This window comes from Brevibacterium sp. 'Marine', assembly GCF_012844365.1.
Taxonomy (GTDB): Bacteria; Actinomycetota; Actinomycetes; order Actinomycetales; family Brevibacteriaceae; genus Brevibacterium.
Window position 1 is genome coordinate 2,553,918 of sequence record NZ_CP051626.1, and the last position, 16,707, is coordinate 2,570,624.

At 60.3% G+C, this 16,707-nt stretch carries 12 protein-coding genes; 9 read left to right on the plus strand and 3 right to left on the minus strand.

Annotation, left to right across the window (positions count from 1 at the left end; translation table 11 throughout):
• Window positions 1-6 precede the first annotated feature (6 nt).
• A complete protein-coding gene (locus HF684_RS11470) occupies window positions 7-825 on the minus strand; it encodes an IclR family transcriptional regulator (protein ID WP_169252575.1) in 819 nt (272 codons plus the stop codon).
• Between the two features lie 207 nt (window positions 826-1,032).
• Here HF684_RS11470 and xsc point away from each other — a divergent pair, with 207 nt between their 5' ends.
• The 8 genes from xsc to HF684_RS18815 all read left to right on the plus strand — a co-directional run bounded on the left by xsc (window position 1,033) and on the right by HF684_RS18815 (window position 11,079).
• Window positions 1,033-2,853, plus strand: coding sequence for a sulfoacetaldehyde acetyltransferase (gene xsc / locus HF684_RS11475; protein WP_169252576.1), 1,821 nt, complete (start codon window positions 1,033-1,035; stop codon window positions 2,851-2,853).
• A 195-nt stretch (window positions 2,854-3,048) separates the two neighbouring features.
• A complete protein-coding gene (locus HF684_RS11480) occupies window positions 3,049-4,698 on the plus strand; it encodes an amidohydrolase (protein ID WP_169252577.1) in 1,650 nt (549 codons plus the stop codon).
• 4 nt (window positions 4,699-4,702) lie between these two features.
• Window positions 4,703-5,647, plus strand: coding sequence for a GTP-binding protein (locus HF684_RS11485; RefSeq protein WP_169252578.1), 945 nt, complete (start codon window positions 4,703-4,705; stop codon window positions 5,645-5,647).
• Between the two features lie 102 nt (window positions 5,648-5,749).
• Window positions 5,750-7,318, plus strand: a complete 1,569-nt coding sequence (locus HF684_RS11490) for an ABC transporter substrate-binding protein (protein WP_169252579.1) — start codon at window positions 5,750-5,752, stop codon at window positions 7,316-7,318.
• Between the two features lie 2 nt (window positions 7,319-7,320).
• Window positions 7,321-8,361, plus strand: a complete 1,041-nt coding sequence (locus HF684_RS11495; RefSeq protein WP_211167987.1) for an ABC transporter permease — start codon at window positions 7,321-7,323, stop codon at window positions 8,359-8,361.
• Window positions 8,358-9,272 carry an ABC transporter permease gene (locus HF684_RS11500; protein ID WP_211167988.1) on the plus strand — a complete coding sequence of 305 codons (915 nt, stop codon included), beginning with the start codon at window positions 8,358-8,360 and terminating at the stop codon, window positions 9,270-9,272. The genes HF684_RS11495 and HF684_RS11500 overlap by 4 nt, the downstream gene beginning before the upstream one ends.
• Window positions 9,269-10,183, plus strand: coding sequence for an ABC transporter ATP-binding protein (locus tag HF684_RS18810; protein WP_248278903.1), 915 nt, complete (start codon window positions 9,269-9,271; stop codon window positions 10,181-10,183). Before HF684_RS11500 ends, HF684_RS18810 begins: the two co-directional genes overlap by 4 nt.
• A complete protein-coding gene (locus HF684_RS18815) occupies window positions 10,183-11,079 on the plus strand; it encodes an ATP-binding cassette domain-containing protein (RefSeq protein WP_248278904.1) in 897 nt (298 codons plus the stop codon). The genes HF684_RS18810 and HF684_RS18815 overlap by 1 nt, the downstream gene beginning before the upstream one ends.
• Window positions 11,080-11,134: 55 nt before the next feature.
• Here the strand turns inward: HF684_RS18815 and HF684_RS11510 are convergent, their stop codons facing one another.
• Window positions 11,135-13,150, minus strand: coding sequence for an AarF/UbiB family protein (locus HF684_RS11510; protein ID WP_169252580.1), 2,016 nt, complete (start codon window positions 13,148-13,150; stop codon window positions 11,135-11,137).
• Window positions 13,151-13,623: 473 nt separating this feature from the next.
• On the opposite strand from HF684_RS11510, the gene HF684_RS11515 reads away from it, so the two are divergent.
• On the plus strand, window positions 13,624-14,913 hold the full coding sequence (locus HF684_RS11515; RefSeq protein ID WP_169252581.1) for a hypothetical protein: 1,290 nt from the start codon (window positions 13,624-13,626) through the stop codon (window positions 14,911-14,913).
• Between the two features lie 390 nt (window positions 14,914-15,303).
• Here HF684_RS11515 and dctP read toward each other — a convergent pair whose 3' ends face one another.
• Window positions 15,304-16,581 (minus strand): TRAP transporter substrate-binding protein DctP, encoded by a 1,278-nt coding sequence (dctP, locus tag HF684_RS11520; protein WP_169252582.1) that lies wholly within the window; start codon window positions 16,579-16,581, stop codon window positions 15,304-15,306.
• Between the last annotated feature and the right edge of the window lie 126 nt (window positions 16,582-16,707).

Below are 16,707 nucleotides of genomic sequence, written 5' to 3' on the forward strand. Positions count from 1 at the left end.
CGCGGTTCAGGCCGAGTTCTCGTCGGCGCGATCGATCTCATCGAGCACAGCCATGCGCTGAGCGGCTTCTCGGACCACCGGCAGGAGTTCGACGAGATCGTCGATCGACTTTCGGATCACGGGGGCCTGAACTGCCAGTGCCTGATTGGACCGACCGATGTCGGTGGGAATGAGCACGGCAAGGCAGACGAGACCTTCGAGGTATTCCTGCCGATCAAGGGCATACCCAGTGCGTCGAGCCGCATCGAGCTCGGCCTCGATCTCTGCGGGATCGGTGAGAGTGTGCGGCGTGAACTCCCTCAAGAGTGAACTGGTCAGCAGCCTGCGGCGCGGCGTCTCCCCGTACTGGGAGGCGATCATCTTCCCACTGGCCGAGGCATGGATCGGCACACGGCTGCCGGCTTCGAGATGCACGCGCAGCGGGTGTGAGGTCTCAACCCGGTCGAGGTAGATGACCTCATCGCCGGAGACTGCGGTGAGGTTGCAGCTCTCACCGACCTCCTCGGACAGCTGGGAGAGGATCATCCGCCGCGCTCCCTGTCTCGAGTCATTGAGCAGAACGTCCTCAGCCATTCTCCGCAGTCTCGCTCCGGTGCCGTAGTGGCGGCCGTCGCTGTGCCGGGTGAGCAGTCCCGCACCCTCGAGCTGCTGGAGCATCCGGTGGAGGGTGGGTTTGGGCAGCCCTGTCTGCACGACGAGAGACTGAAGCGTGAAGATCTGGTCGCGGGTAGAGATGAACTCCAACAGCGACACCAGCCTCAGTGCCGGAGTCTCACCGGCGAGTGACACGCCTTCGTCGAACCCAGGCTCAGCCAGATCATCCATGGTCTCCTACCTCTCCGGCCCGCTGTCGGCCACGTCCCGAAAATCACCCTGTCTCGAATTATCGTACCAAATGAAATCTTTTACGGAACTCTATTGACACCCGAGGAGCTCGACTCATAGATTCGAGGTGTTCCGCTTTTCAAAGTGAAATGAACACAAAACCGAGACCACAAGGCAGTGGTCCTAGGACGAACAGGAGACGTTGCGATGACGGAACTGGCCGATCGAACCGAGAGTGCGGCGCTGAGCGACGCGGTCACCACTCAGAAGATCACCTCCTCAGAGGCCTTCGTCGAAACGATGGTGGCCAACGGTGTCACCGATATCTTCGGCATCATGGGCTCGGCGTTCATGGACGCAATGGACATCTTCGCCCCCGCCGGAATCGACTTCATTCCCGTGGTCCATGAACAGGGAGCCGCGCACATGGCCGATGGCTACGCCCGCGCATCGGGACGTCACGGGGTGGTCACCGGTCAGAACGGGCCGGGCATCTCGAACTGCGTGACAGCGATCGCCGCTGCCTTCTGGGCACATTCGCCGGTCGTCATCGTCACCCCGGAGGCAGGCACGAACTCGATCGGACTCGGTGGATTCCAAGAGGCGAATCAGCTGCCGATGTTCCAGGAGTTCACGAAGTACCAGGGACATGTGTCCAATGCGTCCCGCATGTCCGAATTCACCGCCCGCTGCTTCGACCGCGCGAAGTCGGAGATGGGTCCGACCCAGCTGAACATCCCCCGTGACTTCTTCTACGGGGAATGCGATCCGCAGATTCCCCAGCCGCAGAAGATCGACCGCGGACCCGGTGGTACGGAGTCCCTCGAAGAGGCAGCAGCACTGCTCGCCTCGGCGAAGAATCCCGTCATCGTCTCCGGCGGCGGTGTCGTCATGGCCGACGGCGTCGATGAGTGCATCGCCTTGGCCGAGCGCCTCGGATCGCCCGTGGTCAACAGCTACCAGCACAACGACTCGTTCCCCGCCAGCCACCCGCTGTGGGCCGGACCGTTGGGGTACCAAGGCTCGAAGGCCGGGATGACGCTGATCAACCAGGCCGATGTCGTCCTCGCGCTGGGCACCCGTCTCGGACCGTTCGGCACACTGCCCCAGTACGAATTCGACTACTGGCCCACCAATGCGAAGATCATCCAGGTCGATGCCGACCAGAAGATGCTCGGTCTGGTCAAGAAGATCGATGTCGGCATCTGCGGTGACGCCAAGGCCGTCGCCGAGGATCTCCTCGCCCGTCTCAACGCCCGCGAGGTTGCCTGCGACGCCACGAAGGACCAGCGTGCCGGCCTCATCAAGGCGGAGAAAGATGCCTGGGAGGCCGAGCTCGATTCCTGGACTCATGAGAAGGACGAGTTCTCTCTCGACGCCATCGGTGAGGCGGAGAAAGAGGAGGGCAACTGGCTGCATCCACGTCAGGTGCTGCGCGAGCTCGAGAAGGCGATGCCCGCCGACGTCATGGTCTCCACCGACATCGGCAACATCAACTCGGTCGCCCACAGCTACCTGCGTTTCGAACGCCCCCGCAGCTTCTTCGCTCCGATGAGCTTCGGCAACTGCGGCTACGCGCTGCCGACGATCATCGGTGCCAAGCGCGCCGCCCCCGAACGTCCGGCCATCGCCTACGCCGGTGACGGCGCCTGGGCGATGAGCATGGTCGAGGTGCTCACCGCAGTCCGCCACGACATTCCGGTCACCGCAGTGGTCTTCCGCAATCGGCAGTGGGGTGCGGAGAAGAAGAATCAGGTGGAGTTCTACGGTCATCGTTTCATCGCCGGTGAGCTCGACAATGGTGAGAGCTTCGCAGCCATGGCCGAGTCGATGGGAGCCGACGGCATCGTCGTCGACGATCTCGCCGAGGTGGGCCCGGCCCTGCAGAAGGCCGTGGACGCTCAGATGAACGAAGGCAAGACCACGGTCATCGAGATCATGTGCACGAAGGAGCTCGGCGATCCCTTCCGCCGCGATGCTCTGCGCAAGCCGGTTCGCACCCTCGATAAGTACAAGGACTACGTGTGATCGTGTAGTCGCCATGGCCGTTGTTGGCCGGTGGTGTTCGGGCGCCGCCTACATTTCGGTGCCCGAACACCATCACCCCTGGTGACGTCGACTCATGACCCCAGGTCTGGCGTCACTGCCGAAACGAATGCTTAACCTCTCTAATTCCAAACCGCGGTTCGTCGACGACGAGTCCGCAGAAGGCTGGCCACAAAGATGGATTCGTCCGAGCAAGTCATCTATCCCGCAAAACTGGTGCGGACGCTTGACCCCGCGCGTCCGAGCGCCGAAGCGATCATGGTTCGCGGTTCCCGTATCCGAGCCATCGGCTCGCTGGACGAACTCGAGGCCCATGGACCGTCACGCATCGACGATCGCTACGCGGACTCGGTGATCTTCCCCGGAATGGTCGAAGCCCACGCGCATGCGAAAAGCGGCGGAATGTGGGAGCAGACCTACATCGGCTTTTTCACGCGGAAGGGACCTGACGGAAAGATCTGGACCGGCTGCACGAGCATCGAAGAAGTCCAAGAGAGGCTATGGGAAGCCGATTCGAAACTCGACGAGGGCGAGGTTCTGCGCGCCTGGGGCCTCGATCCGATCTTCTTGCCTGGCGATCGACTCGACCGCCGACACCTCGACGCCGTGTCGAATACGCGTCCGATCTTCATCATGCATCAAAGCGGTCACCTCGCCACCGTCAACTCCGAAATGCTCAGGCAGGAAGGCATCGACCGAGACTGCCCTGTCGAGGGAGTTGTCAAAGATTCAGCCGGTGAGCCCACAGGTGAGCTGCAGGAGCCGCCGGCGATCGCTCTCGTTAAGAGCGCCACGTCAGTTCTGGGTGGAGAATTCAGCGCGTCCGCATTACGGAATTTCGGAGCCGACGCCTGCAACCACGGCGTCACAACAGCTGCCGACCTCGGAAATCCGTTCGTGCTCACAAGAGATCTCGAGGCACATCGCGACATCATCGATGATGAGTCATATCCAGTTCGGCTGTCCCTGTTCCACCGCGGGGGTGGGATGGGCGGCAACGGAGACGCCGCCGACGAAGCCGAGCGAGTCGCGGAGTTGGCGACGACGAGCACCGACAAGGTCCGCCTCGGCGGGGTCAAGCTCTTCCTCGATGGATCCATCCAGGGCTTCACCGCGCGACTCCAAGATCCCGGCTACATCTCCGGTGACGACAACGGCATCTGGCTGTCCTCCCCCGAACAGTTCTACACAGCGTTCCGCGCTTATCACGCGGCCGGTGCACTCGTGCATGTCCACTGCAATGGCGACGAGGCGACCGAGCTCTACCTCGACACCGTCGAACAAGTACTGCGGGAGGTTCCACGTTGGGACCACCGCCACACGGTCACACACAGCCAGTTGTCCACACCTGCGCAGTATCGCCGGATGAAGGCACTGGGCATGTGTGCGAACATCTTCTCGAACCACATCTGGTACTGGGGCGACCAGCACCGCGATCTCATCCTCGGACCCGACCGTGCCGAGCGGATGGATGCCGCGGCCACCGCGCTGCGCATCGGAGTGCCGATCTCGTTCCACTGCGATACACCTATCACTCCACTTGATCCCTTGGCGACGGCGTCCTACGCAGCCGAACGTGCCACGCCCAGCGGCAGGATCCTCGGCGAACACGAACGAATCAGCGTGCCCGATGCTCTTGACGCTGTGACGATCGGTGCAGCCTACATGCTCAAGCTCGACCACCTCGTCGGCACGTTGGAATCAGGTAAGTTCGCGGACTTCGCAATCCTCGATCGAGATCCATACGAATGCTCACCATCAGAACTGCGTGAGATCACGGTCCGCGGCACCGTCGTTGCCGGTCGACATTTCTCGGCGGTCAGGTGAACCCGTGACCGAGTTGACAGTGATCGGAGGCTACCTCGGTGCGGGGAAGACGACCCTCCTCAACGAGATCCTTGATCGGCGTGACGGCGAGCGCACAGCCGTCATCGTCAATGACTTCGGCACCGTCAATATCGACGCCCAGATCGTCGGTTCCAGAGACGGCCGAATGGTGGAGATCTCCAACGGTTGCATCTGCTGCGATCTCTCAGATGGAATGGCTGCAGCTATCGAGGCAATCAAGTCCGCGACTCCCCCGGCGACATCTGTATTCGTCGAAGTCAGTGGAGTAGGCCAACCTGATGTCGTAGCACGCTGGGGAGATCATCCAGGTTTCTCCAGGGGCGGCGTCGTCGTCTGTGCGGATGTCACGTCGATTCGCCGGGACGTCAACCGCAAATGGGTGGGCGAAACAGTGCTTTCACAATTGCGTGGCGCCGACAGGCTGCTGCTGACGAAGACCGACCTCGTCGACGACCAGAGGGTGCAAGAAGTCACGGAATGGCTGACCTCTCAGCCTGGAATCGATGCCGCAGTCATCGACCGCAGTGAACTCCTGCCTGGAGAGCCGACGCAGCAGCGGAAAGGCCCAGCGGAGGATCCAACGGTTTCCAAGCATGCGTCTGCCTCTGACCATGCCGGACAGGACCACAGTTCGTGGACGATCACGACCGCTTCGGCAATCGATCCGGACGGACTCTGTGCACTGGTGCAGAGACTTCCGGAGACTTTCGTCCGCGCCAAGGGAATCTTTCCCGACAGCCGGCACACAGGACGCCGATTCCTCATCCAATACGACGGTACGCGATGCGCGACCGATGAGGTCGCCTCTGGCGGCGCCGACTCGACGGAACCCGGGCACCTCGTCCTCATAGCCGTCGGCAGCCATACCGAAACTCCCGCACCAGTGAACGAATTGGCACGAGCACTTCACGGACAGGTCGGCGAATAGCCGCTGACAACCGTGAGAAAGGGAACAATGAAGTTCATCCGGAGAAGGAACCACGCGGACAGACCGCGACGGCGTCCGACGGCCCGCAGGATCACGCCGGCCTTGGCGATCGCCGCAGCGCTGACACTCACGGCGAGCGGCTGCGCCGCGCCGTCAGCACTGGTCGGCACCAGCGATGACACCTTCATCTTCGGCACCCGGTCGGCACCACGTGTCCTCAATCCTGCTGTCCAATCCGGGCTGGCGACAGCCACCCCTGGTACGCAGCTGTTCGCCAGCCCGATTCGACTCAACGACAAGCTCGAACCCGAGCCGTATCTCGCGAAGTCCTGGAAGGAATCAGCTGATGGGAAGACGATGACCCTCCATCTGGTCGAGAATGCGAAATTCCACGATGGACAGCCCATCACTTCCGAGGATGTGGCGTTTTCGCTCGGTGTGGTGAAGAAGGAACACCCGTTCGGCGCCAACCTCTTCGGACCAGTCACAAAGGTCGAGACCCCCGATGAACACACCGTGGTGATCAAGATGTCCCGACGGCATCCCGCGCTGATGATGGCGATGAGCCCGCCATTCCTTCCCATCATCCCCAAGCACGTCTACGGCAGCGATGACACGGTGGCCGACCATCCGCAGAACGCGCACGATGTGGTCGGCTCGGGCCCCTACCGGTTGTCCAGCAATATCGAAGGCAAACGCATCGTGCTCGACAAGGTCGATAACTTCTTCCTGCCCAACGACGATGCACCCAGACAGGTGCTCTTCGAGATCATCGGCGATGAGAACACTCTTGCCCTGGCTACGGAGAAGGGCGAGGTCGACATGATGGTCACGAACACCCCATCTGTTCTCTCCCGCCTGGGGAACGTCGATGACATCACGGTCGCGGACAAGGGGTACGAGGGCATCGGCTCGATCTCCTGGCTCGGGTTCAATGTGAAGAGCACGTATGTCTCCGACAAGCGGGTGAGGCAGGCGATCGCCTACGCGATCGATCGTGACTATCTCACCAACAAACTCCACCGCGGACAGTTCGAGCCTGCAACGAGTCCGATCGCCAGCGGCAGCCCCTACTTCGATGAATCGATGCCGCGCTATGACCGCGATCTCGACAAAGCAGCGGACCTACTCGACGACGCCGGATACCCGCTCGACAAAAACGACAAGCGATTCACCATCCAGCTCGATTACCTTCCTGGAAGCGCCGAGATGGCGTCGAGTGTGGCCGAGACCATCAAAGCAAATCTCAAAGAAGTCGGAGTCATCGTCAGAATCCGCAGTTCCGCAGACGAACCGACGTGGGGCAGTCGTGTGTCCAACTACGACTACGATATGACGCTCGACAATGTCTGGAACTGGGGCGACCCGGCAGTCGGAGTCGAACGCACTTACGTGTGCAGCAACATCAAGAAGGGTGTTCTGTGGGCGAACATGTCCCAGTACTGCAATAAGGACGTCGACCGGCTATTCAAGAAGGCCGCCGCCGCGCCTGACGAAAAGACACGCAAAGACGACTATTCGAAGGTCCAGAAGATTCTCACCGATGAGCTTCCCGTGCTTCCACTTGAGAATCAGACGTACCGCAACATCTATTCGAACGCTGTGAAGAATCCACCCAATGGCCCGTTCGGCATCATGTCGCCGCTGCTCGACACCTCGATAGAAGGTTGACCATGTCATTGACCGCCCCACCGAAGATCAAGCTCAAGGGACGCAGGAGCATGGCGCTGGCCAGAGGCCGCTCGATTGCCTCCCGTATCGCCCAGGCTGTCCTCCTCCTGCTCGCAGTCATCATCTTCAACTTCATCCTCATTCACCTCGCTCCGGGCGATCCTGCCACCGTCATCGCCGGCGAATCCGGCGGCACGACTCCCGAACAGCTCGAATCGATCAGAGAAGCCTACGGGCTCAACGATCCGCTCATCGTTCAGCTCTGGCACTACCTGGTCCAGATCGCCCATTTCGACCTCGGCTATTCGTTCTACTTCGGCCAGGACGTCACGGCTCTCATCGGTGAGCGGCTGTACCCCACGGTTCTCCTCGCCGGAACCGGAATGCTCGCTGGACTCATCATCGGCACGCTGCTCGGAGTCGTCGCCGCGATCAAACCACAAGGGATTCTCAGTTACTTCGTCACGGTCATCGCCCTCGTCGGCTTTGCCGCTCCGGTGTTCTGGACGTCAGTGCTCCTGCTCCTGGCATTGTCGATCGCCATTCCCATCTTCCCGATCCAGGGAATGAACTCGATCATTGTCTCCCCGCATACCCTTCCGCAGATGTGGGATACGACGATGCATCTTGTCCTCCCGGCCACTGCTTTGGCACTCATCTATGTGGCGCTCTACAGCCGCACGGCACGCACGAGCATGCTCGAGGTCCTCGACTCCGACTACATCCGCACGGCCTGGGCAAAAGGATTGGGAGGCAAAGTCGTCATCTTCAAGCATGCGCTGCGTAATGCTGTGCTGCCAGTCGTCACTCTGCTCGGACTCCATGTCGGTGCGCTGCTTTCGAGCGTGGTACTCATCGAGGTCGTATTCAATTGGCCGGGACTCGGTTCACTCCTGCTCGAATCGATCCTCCGCAGAGACACGCCCGTGATTCTCGGGATCCTCCTGGCCAGCTCCGTGCTCGTCATCATCGCCAATCTGGTCACAGATGTGGCCTACCGCATCATCGATCCCAGAATCGCTATCTCAGGAGGGCCACAATGACCGACATCATGTCATTGCCGGGCACCGGTCAAGACCAGCCCGAAGAGCCGCCCACCGCGGCGACGCAGAAGAGGAAACGTCCGACGACGGCGTGGACATTGTTCCGGCGCAACCGGGTGGCCCTCGTCGGCCTTTCACTCCTCGCAATCATCCTGCTCGCCATTACTTTCGGGCCGATGATCTATCCGAACAATCCGTTCGAAATCGTCGGCATCCCGATGGAAGCGCCCGGAGAGTCCGATCTGCTGCTGGGAACTGACGCCTTGGGACGTGATCTCTTCGCTGAACTCCTCTACGGCGGACGAGCCACCATGCTCGTCGGTGTGGTGGCCGCCATCCTATCGACGACCATTGGAATCATCCTCGGGGGATTCGCCGGTTACCATCGCGGTTGGGCAGACTCTGTCGCTGTGCGCATCACCGAGTTCTTCCAGGTCCTGCCGCCGCTGCTGCTCGCCATGGTCCTCGTCACTCTGTTCAGTCCGAGCCTCTTGACCATCACTATCGCTATCGGAGTCGTCAGTTGGCCCGCGACGATGCGCATTACTCGAGCGGAGTTCCTGCGGATTCGCGAACTCGATTATGTCAGGAATGATCGTGCTGCAGGTGCCGGGGACTTCTGGATCATCATGAAGACGATCCTGCCCAACGCTCTGCCGCCGATCGTCGTCATGTCCACCCTCGTCATCGGTCAGGCAATGCTCTTTGAGGCAGGGCTGAGCTTCCTTGGTCTCGGTGATCCGAACACGATGAGTTGGGGACTGATCCTCGGCAACAACCGTGAACAGATGCTCACTGCGTGGTGGCCGGTGGCGTTCCCCGGTTTGGCAATCTTCCTTGCTGTCCTCAGTGTCAGCCTCTCCGGCGACGGCCTCAACGACGCCCTCAACCCCAAAGGACGTGAACGATGAACACCGCAACGCTCACTGCTGATTCCATCGGAGCCACACACGAACACGGCGGGGGTGATACACCGATTCTGTCCGTGAAGAACTTGTCCGTGAAGTTCCAGGACAACATTGCCGTCGATGACATATCCTTCGACGTCAGTGCTGGAGAGGTCCTAGCCATCGTCGGTGAATCAGGATCGGGTAAGTCGGTCACGTCCCTTGCCATCATGCGTCTCGTCGAGCTGTCGTCATCGGGAAAGGTCACCGACGGCCAGATGAGGTTCTCTCGAGCAAACGGTGACACCGTCGATCTGCGCACTGCGGCGGAAAGGACGATGCGCACTATCCGCGGCAATGACATCTCGATGATCTTCCAGGAGCCGTTGACTTCGCTAAATCCGGTCTATTCGGTGGGCAATCAGCTCGCCGAGGTTCTCCGGGTCCACAAGGGAATGTCTCGCCGTGAAGCCAAGACGGGCGTCATCGAAATCATGGAAAAAGTGCGCATCCCTGAACCGAAGCGACGCGCTCGCCAGTATCCCCATCAGATGTCAGGCGGAATGAGGCAACGAGTGGTCATTGCCATGGCTCTCGCATGCCAACCACGAATCCTCATCGCAGATGAGCCGACGACCGCTTTGGATGTAACGATCCAAGCACAGATCCTCGCTCTGCTGCGCGAGCTCAAGGACGACCTCGACGCTGGGATCATCTTCATCACCCACGATATGGGTGTCGTGGCCGAGATCGCCGACCGGGTCCTGGTCATGCGGAAGTCACATGAGATCGAGACCGACAGCGTGCAGAACATCTTCCACAATCCTCAGCATCCATATACGAAGAAGCTTTTGAGCGCTGTTCCGAAACTGGGCTCGATGAACGGCACCGACTCCCCCGCGCTGTTTCATCTCGATAAGGAAGAGGTCTCCTGATGGCGAGAATTCTCGAAGTCGAAAATCTGATCAAGGGCTTCTCGATTTCTGGCGGTATGCGCGTCCACGCCGTCGAGGATGTCAGCTTCCATGTCGGCAAAGCAGAGACCTTCGCCCTCGTGGGTGAGAGCGGGTGCGGCAAAACCACATTGGCGAATCTGGCAATGCGACTGCAGAAACCCGACAGCGGAACGATCAGACTGCTCGACACTGATATCACCGACCTTGGCACGAAGGGTCTGCGGCCGCACCGTCGTCATCTCCAGATGATCTTCCAAGACCCCTTCGCCAGTCTGAATCCACGCAAGACCGTGGGCAAGATCGTCGGCGATCCGCTGCGACTGAACCGGGCCTCGTCGAACAGCCATCCCGATGACCGTGTCGCCGAGCTGTTCGAACTCGTCGGGCTCAGTGCCGACGACATGCGGAAGTACCCGCACCAGTTCTCCGGCGGGCAGCGGCAGCGCATCTGCATCGCTCGTGCGCTCACACTCAATCCGAGCCTCATCGTCGCCGATGAAGCGGTTTCCGCGCTCGACGTGTCTGTGCGCGCTACGGTGCTCAACCTGATGATCGAACTGCAGCAGAATCTCGACCTGTCATATCTCTTCGTCAGCCACGATCTGGCAGTCGTCGAACGTATCGCTCATCGCGTTGCCGTCATGTACCTCGGGCAGATCGTCGAGATGGGCCCGCGACGACAGGTATTCGAGAACCCTCAGCATTCGTACACTCAGCGCCTCATGGATGCCGCCCCGATCGCAGACCCGGGACAACGACGAGAGCGCGCCCTCATCGCCGGCGAAATTCCCAGCCCTGTCTGGCCCGAGGATCAAGGACCTGAAAAGGTGACACTTCAGGATCTGGGAGGCGGCCACTTCGTGGCAACCGAATAGGTGCCCAAGTGCCATCGACGCGGAGGACTGGTGGGGAGTCCTCAGCCGGTGGCGGCTACCCCAGCCCTTCCCACGTCATGCGCTGTCTAAGCGCCGGCGCGAGAACCAGCGCCGCGATGACGCTGCCGGCAAGGAGCATCCAGGCGCCAAAGTACGTGAATAGTTTGAGTTCTGGTGCCAACGCCGGCCCGAAGTTGGCGGCCATGAGGATCACTCCGCCGAGGATGAGAGCGGTCGAGACGATCACTTGAATGAACTGCTCGACGGTCGAGACCAGCAGATTCTTGATCGTTGAAATGTTTAGTCCGCTCGTGCCGACGTCGAGAGTACCGTCCTGCAGATGCCCGGCGATGCGCGAGATCTGGCCGGGCAGCTCGGCGATCTGCGGTGCGGTCGCAGCAGCGTAGAGCGTCATCTCGTGTCGGTCGACTCCCAGTCCCCCGACCTCGCGCAGCAACGTCTTACCGTTCTGAGTCACCAGCGCCAGCAGGTTGAGCTCCGGCACGAGGCGAGTGATTGACCCTTCGAGGGTGCTGATGGCACGGAACGCCGTCGCCACGGAGGCCGGCATCGGGAATCCGAAGTCGACGACGAAATCGATGAGCTCGCCGAACAGCGCCGCTGAGGTCGAGCCAGGGGCACCATCGCCATACTTGAGCATGATCTGTCCGATCTCACGTTGCAGCTCGCGCAGGTTCACCTCACTCGGCGTGCCGAGTAGTTCGAGGATTGCAGCGGTCGCCGCCTGTGAGTTCTGCGAATCGAAGGCCATGAGCAGCAGTGCGATTGCCCTGCGATCGCGTTTGTCGATGCGTCCGACGGCACCGAAATCGACGAGGCCAGCACGGCCCGCGCTCGAGACGACGATGTTTCCGGCATGGAGGTCGGCGTGGAAGATGCCCTTGCCGAGCACCTGGCGGACGACCATGAGGAAGAGGTCCTGGGCGATCTCTCTGCGCGCGATTTCGGAGAGGTGGTCGACCACCTCGGCGCCGTGGGACAGAGGGGAACCTTCGACAAGGTCCATGACGATGACGAACTGGCCGGAGAGCTCCTTGTACACGTGAGGGATTTGAACGACTGACTCGGTCTTCGTCGTCGACCGACCGGTCTCATCGGCGAGGCGGAGGGCTTCGATGTGGGCGAGTTCGCCGCGGTAGTCGAGCTCACCCTGCAGGGAATCGACGAAGCTGCGTGCGAGCTTCGCGATGCCGATCTTCTTCGCCCAGTCGGTGGTGCGGTCGAGCCGGTCGGCCAGGGTGAGGACGATATCGCAGTCGGCTCGGACCTGTTTGCGGATCTTCGGTCGCTGCACTTTCACCGCGACCACACGACCTTCCCAGGTAACGGCGCGGTGGACCTGGGCGACGGAGGCACCTGCGAAGGGTTTCTCGTCGAACTCGGCGAACACCTCGGCGACGGGACGGCCCCATTCGGCCTCGAGTTGGTCCTTCACCTCGGCGAAGGGAACGGGCTTCACCCCGGCCTGGAGGGTGGAGAACTCCTCGACGAATTCGTGCGGGATCATGTCACCGCGGGTGGCGATGAACTGGCCAAGCTTGATGAACGTGACCCCCGAGGCGGCCAGGGCGTCGCGAGTGGTGGCGGCGATCTCGCGGAGGGAGACACGGAGGGTGGGGATTCTGGGTCGAAGGTAGCGGGAGAGGCCGAATTTGATGAGGATCGACTGGATCTGGGCCAGGCGGTTGACGCGGCGGTACCAGGTGGGGATCTTCGGCGCGTTGCGGATGAGTGAGCTCAGGGTACCCGAGGGCATGATGAGTTCGATCGCCAGGAGGACGAACATCTGGATGACGATGAACCACGCGAAGAGCAGCAGGAACACCATGATCGCCGGGAAGCTCATCGACAGGTTCGGGTACTGATCGGACTCGGAGATGCCGAGGAGTTTGTACGCCTGGAGGGTGATCGGCCAGATCGAGAGGCCCATGATGAGAGAGACGATGGTGTTGCGGGCGGCCCCGGTGCCGGTGATCATCATCCGCCGGACGAGGAATCCGACGATGAGCGCGCTGAGGACGCCCAGTCCGATGGTGTAGAGGATCGTCACCCGTCAGCCCTTCCGTCGTGTGTGGTCCGCGCCGCCGTCCACGGGAGGCGGGCCGAAGCTGGACACAGTGACCAGCCTAATAGATGCCGGAACAACCCAACGGAAATTTGCATTGGAGCATGCTGACCAGTAGACGTGAACATCGCTAATGCCAAGTGGCAATCCAACGTCTCCAGATCTCGTGATGCTGATTGTTGTCCGCGCCGGCAGCTCGCGCGCTAGCCGCATTTCCTCTCATATGCTCATTCGCGGATCGGACCTTTCGCTCGACTTTTGCAGACAGCCGCGCAGCTGTCGAACCTGTAGCGTCCGCCTCATAGAACTTCACAGAGCTGATGGTATTCGACGCTCGGACGAGCAAGAGCACAAGTCACATTGTATATACTGGTTGGATGACAGGGGGACAGCGATACATCTTGAAAAGACGCCGTAGAGCAAAGCGATCGACCAACCCCAGCCGGGTGGAGTCTCAATTGCCAGACAGCGAGATTGATCAGTACTCGCGGTCGATGTATTCAACGTTCCGATTTGTTGGCGTGGCAGCTGGAACGCTATATGCCATCCAGTGGTTTCTTGCATTGATTTCAAACAAGACAAGTGCGAGCACATCGACGCCCACAATCCCGTACCCTTCAGCAAATCTTGAAGCCGCAGGGGTTGCTGTTACTCTCTTAATCACTGCCGCCGTTGCGGTCCAAGTCTTCCTACGACTTCCTCGCGACCCTGAGAGATTCACAAAGGACGACGCCGTCTCACAACGCCAATTCTGGGGACCCGTCGCTACCTTAATCGCAGTCGGCTCGGCATTCCTTGTCCCCTACGTGCTAATTGACAGCATTGTATCGTCGACGTCCTCGGGGACCCTGAACCTTGCCTCAGCCATCGGGATTCCACTTGTGGCGGTACTTGCACTGATCTTTGCTTCTGATGCAGTAACCATAGTTTCAGAAGAAGCCCGCAAGGAACGACTCGCTCAGAAACTTAGACAGGCAAGAATCGATTCCCTGAGGGCCACAGAGGTGAAAATTCACGGAATGGCTCGGAACAGGCCGCGTGCAGCACTGATCTTGAACAGTATAATTTTCGGTTCATTACTTGTCGCGGTTGGCACTGGGGTTGCCTGGATGCTCATTGAGCAACGATTGCTTACGTTCGCATTTGCAGTGTTGTCGAGCCTATGCACAACAGGTCTAATCATTGTCAGTACTCAGGCAATACCGACAATCCTTCGGGGCAGGGTCATGGAAGCAATCTTCCAGGTCCTCCTCCCGGTGCTTGCAATTACGCTCGTCTCCATACAGTCCATAATCCTTGCTTTGCCCTTTGTAAGATCGTCCGCTGGACCAGAGGATTACATACCGCCTATCGCCTACGGAATGCTGGTTGCAGTTCCGTCATTTGCCACAGTGACACTTCTCTGCACGCTGCGAATCAAAAGAGACTACCCCGCAGCCATGTTGGACTTCGCACGTACCCAAATTAGACTTCTCAGAGAACGATATGAGCGGGAGAAGGAGCACCATCGCTCGGATAGCGAGACCTGGAGAATTCTGGCAGGATCGGCAATCCTATTCAGTCCCATACCGTTCGTAGCTTTATTTCTGTCCGCAAGTGCTACTTGGCATCGAAAGTACTCCTCTGACCGTTCGGGAGGATTGCACATTGCGGGCTGGGTAATTCCAATACTTGTGGCCATCGTGGAAGCTTTGGCGCTGCTGCTGGTAGCTTTCTACGGCCCCAAAATAGGTTGGTTTCAACTATGACCAGTCATCAACAGATCGAATCAAACTCGAAAATTTAGTTGAGACCCGGCCATGGGGTCCACAAGATGACTCAAGCTCCGAGCAATGCCGAACTATTCGCCTGATAGGTCATACGTTCCGCTATCGTGAAGAAACTGTGGCAAATTCGAGTTCTCCCCCCTGGTGGGCGCCGACAGCATTCATCGTTTCCATAGGAACCGACACATCCGCTTTGTCTTGCGAAAATTTGACTGCAAAGACAGGTCTGAATGATTCCGCTTTTGTCCGTGGATGGCCGACCATGATTCCCAAGTCTCATCTCAACTGCACACTCCGCGAACAAAGGGACCGAATTCGAACGGGCCCAGCTCAAACTCGAGGCGCGGGTCGCCGAACTCTAGACTCGGCTAATTACCCCGGCCGATGCTCGGCCATGACTTTCTCGAACAGCTCGTCGCCGAACTTGTCGTAGTTCGCGTCCTCCGGATACCACTCATCGAGTGAGGCGAAGTCGCCCTTGTCGTCGTAGCCGAGCTCGGACACGGACTTCGCCCACTCCGAACCAGCGGTGCCCAGCGTCTTCGGCGCGTCGGCGACGCCTGCCTTCTCCGCCGTCTTATCCGACAGGGTCTTCGCGTACTTCGCCATCTGCTTCTGCACGTCATCGTCGAAGGGCTCGACCGAACCGTCGTTGTCCTTCGCCTGCTCGACGGCCTGCGCCTTCGCTCCGATGACGACCTCCATCATCGTGCTAAGCGTCGTCGACATCGAGTCGAAGATGACCTGCTGGTAAGCCACCGGCAGGTCCGAATACTTCTTTCCCGCCGTGATCGCTCCGGCCGAGCGAGCAATGCCCGCATCCGAGGCGACACCGATGTTCGGGGCCACCTCGAAGGTGCCGGCCTCGACGTTCGGAGCCAACTGACCGAGATCGCAGTCAACGGTTCCGCGCTGCAGCGCCTCATAGGTCTCGGGGAATGACAGCGACACCGGAGTCGCGCCCAGATCGGTCACCTGCTTGCCCGCTGCAGCCGAACCGACACGCACCTGCTTGCCCTTCCAATCATCAAGCGAGGTCATCGGCTTCGAGCACATCGTCGAGTACCCACCCGCGGCGAGCATCGGGATGAGCGGAACGAGGTTCTTCTTCTCGAACTCCTCGAGCACTTCGGGCGTCTCCCACGCAGCCTGCACGCCAGCCGCGTTCGCCGCCAGATCGCTGGCCACCGGCGAGGACGGCAACGTCGACATGGCCGTGCCGATCGCGTCGAAGGCCGGGTACTCGGCCGGGGTGTACGACGGCAGAGTGAACGCGAGATCGACTCGCCCATCAGCCAGAGCGTCATCGACGTCGGCGTAGCTGGCGATCGCCTGGCCCCATACGATGTCGACGGTGATCTTTCCGCCCGAGCGTTCCTCGATCGCCTTCTTCACGTCGAGTCCGTTCGGCGCGAGGATCGACTTCTCCGACATCGCCGAAGGCTGGAACTTGATCGTCACCGGGTCAAGATCGGCCAGAGCCTCATCGATCTCATCCTGGGAGGCGTCATAGGCGAAGCCCTCCCCCGCGGAGTCTCCTGAACCCGAGCCGTCGCCGCCGACGGAACCGGCGCACCCGGCCAACAGTGCCAGGGATGCGACCGCCGCGATGGCCTTGGCGGGGCGTGCTGCCGTGCGGATGCGCTTCATGGGACTCCTTTGAACGAGAGCTGAGAATTCCCTCCAATCATATGCCTGAATGAGGTCACCCTAACCATGAGTCCGCTCACACCCTGCGGCAGCCACACAGACGACACATGGCACGGATGGGCACGG